Raw genomic sequence first — 2,262 nt, 5'->3', positions numbered from 1 at the left:
GTGATATTGTCTGGAAAAGGGTACTAACTGTTCAACAACCAAACGATGAATCGCCCGATCGTCATTAGCAGCTAACCGTTTGCGAATCACGCTGCATCGCCTCCACAAGAAGCAATAATGCTATCTTATGTTGGTGCTGGCGGAAATGACTCAGCTCCTTGCTCAAATTCATCAGCTAAGTACCAATTTACCCCAATACCTACGAATGCTATACTAGAATTAAGTGAAAAGGGGTGATTGAAATGATCTATGCCTATCCTCCGATAACAGCAGTAAATAGCTACCAAACCCATAAGGATTATTACCGGGTTAGCGGTATTCGCGGCATTGCAGGCGGTAAATCTACGACGATTCGTGAGCAGCTTAATTTGCCATATGAGGGTTCACCGTATCAAACGATCGCTAAATCAGCGGCCAAAAACGTAGCTGGATTCGTTCAAACTGCCCAGAATGCCAAACTGTCCGCACAATCCTTGGTCAAAGCAAGACCGGGCGACAACAATCGTGAAACCATCCTAGAGCCTATCCGTGAATTTGTTGATACATATAATGAACTTCAGACCTCCTTGCGGGAGTCGCCTTCGTACATGAATCGCTCGCTACTTGCCGGGCTAGAACAAGCCGCTAAGCCGTATTCGCTCAAAGAAATCGGCATCAACAAGCTCGATGATGGCAGCCTCGAACTCCAGGAAGATGAGCTTCAAGGTCAGGTCAACAGCCTTTCTGGCACCTTTCGCAAAAGCCTCGGCAACCTCACCAGCTTCGCTGCTGCCTTGGCGAATAGCCTTGGACAGCTGCAGCAAGTACCCTCTGAAGCGCTGTTCCAAATGTCCCGTTCTGACCTACAGCCTTACGGGCAATACCGTTCAAAGCTCCAAGCTTACTTGCCAGTTCCGATGAGAGGGCTGCTGCTCGATACACAGATGTAATTTGAAAAAAAGCGACCCTTTGGAATGAGCCATGCACCTGCATGCTCACCCGGAGGGCCGCTTTTTTTAGAATAGCTTTTTGCCTAAGACATGATCGATCGGAACATAACCAATGACTCGGCTGTCCATACTGTTATTTCGGTTATCTCCCATCACGAATACGTGATCTTCCGGGACCGTCCACTGTTTGTTTCCATTTGCTCTCATCGCCTCATTCAAGTACGGTTCTTCGAGCAGTTGACCATTTCGATACAATTTATCGTCTTTCATCTCTAAACGATCGCCAGGTTTCCCAATCACACGTTTGATCCAAACATGTTTGTCATCGCCTTTTGTAAATAAGCTAAGCAGGGGGCTGTCCAGCAGATCGTTCTTGAACGTCCGCTTCAAATCTACTCTGGAATCAATAATGACAATGTCCTCATAATTTGGCTCGTAATTGAACGTATGAGAAAGCTTTGATACATACACGCGCTGACTGTCATGCAGCGTTGGGTCCATAGAATGTCCCATTACTTTGGTCGATTGGAACACAAAAACGCCAAGAAATACGACTAAAACAAAAGAAATGGCAATGGAACCAAACCAGCTCCACAATTGCTTGAGAAAATTCATCCTTATCGCTCCCTTGTCCCTTGTTGCTACTCAGCCAAGCCGTGCTTAAAGGCATAGATTGCAGCTTGTGTTCGATCTTCCACACCAAGCTTGGCGAGTACATTCGTAACGTGAAATTTCACTGTTTTCACACCGATAAACAAATCATCCGCCAGCTCCTGGTTCGACTTCCCTTTGGCTATCAGCCGCAGAACTTCCATTTCCCGATCCGTCAGCTCTTCATGCGGTTCCGCTGCCGCCTTCGGCTGTCTGAAACGGTTCATAATCTTAGAGGCAACCTGAGACTCTAGAATAGATTGCCCTTTGGCCGCGGCTCGAATCGCTTGTGCAATTTCGGAAGCACGTGACGTTTTGAGCAAATAACTGAAAGCCCCAGCTTCAATCACTGGATACATTTTCTCATCATCCAAGAAGCTAGTCAACACAATGACTTTACAATCCGGGTACAGCTGCAGCAGCTTCCGGGTCGTTTCGATCCCATCCATGCCTTCCATGACCAAATCCATCAGCACGACATCCGGCCGATATTCTTGAGCCAACCGAATGCCATCATGCCCATTGCTGGCTTCTCCGACCACTTCAATGCCATCCTCCGTGCCCAGAACAGCGGCAAGCCCGATCCTCACCATTTCGTGATCATCGACAAGCAAGACCTTAATCAATGTATCGTCCATTTGCTTCTCCTCTCGTCAGCAGAACTTCTCGTTCTATTCTCCAG

The 2,262-nt window shown here is 47.4% G+C and carries 3 protein-coding genes; 1 reads left to right on the top strand and 2 read right to left on the bottom strand.

Annotation, left to right across the window (positions count from 1 at the left end):
- Positions 1 to 242 precede the first annotated feature (242 nt).
- Positions 243 to 929, top strand: a complete 687-nt coding sequence (locus tag AC1DUA_RS34525; RefSeq protein WP_477504037.1) for a hypothetical protein — start codon at positions 243 to 245, stop codon at positions 927 to 929.
- A 66-nt stretch (positions 930 to 995) separates the two neighbouring features.
- Here the strand turns inward: AC1DUA_RS34525 and lepB are convergent, their stop codons facing one another.
- Both lepB and AC1DUA_RS34515 read right to left on the bottom strand, forming a co-directional pair.
- The gene (gene lepB / locus AC1DUA_RS34520) at positions 996 to 1,544 is read right to left on the bottom strand and encodes a signal peptidase I (RefSeq protein ID WP_477504036.1); all 549 of its coding nucleotides are present in this window, start codon (positions 1,542 to 1,544) and stop codon (positions 996 to 998) included.
- Between the two features lie 26 nt (positions 1,545 to 1,570).
- Entirely contained in the window at positions 1,571 to 2,218 is a 648-nt protein-coding gene (locus AC1DUA_RS34515) for a response regulator (RefSeq protein WP_477504035.1), read from the bottom strand.
- Positions 2,219 to 2,262: the final 44 nt, after the last annotated feature.

Source organism: Paenibacillus sp. 01T422 (assembly GCF_056398785.1).
The sequence above is the reverse complement of the archived record's forward strand: the minus strand, read 5'-3'. Positions and strand labels throughout refer to the sequence as shown.

What these genes read in the sequence shown, in the direction of transcription:
- lepB (WP_477504036.1), bottom strand. Translation starts at nt 1,544, where the DNA reads ATGAATTTTCTCAAGCAATTGTGGAGCTGGTTTGGTTCCATTGCCATT.
- AC1DUA_RS34515 (WP_477504035.1), bottom strand. Translation starts at nt 2,218, where the DNA reads ATGGACGATACATTGATTAAGGTCTTGCTTGTCGATGATCACGAAATG.
- AC1DUA_RS34525 (WP_477504037.1), top strand. Translation starts at nt 243, where the DNA reads ATGATCTATGCCTATCCTCCGATAACAGCAGTAAATAGCTACCAAACC.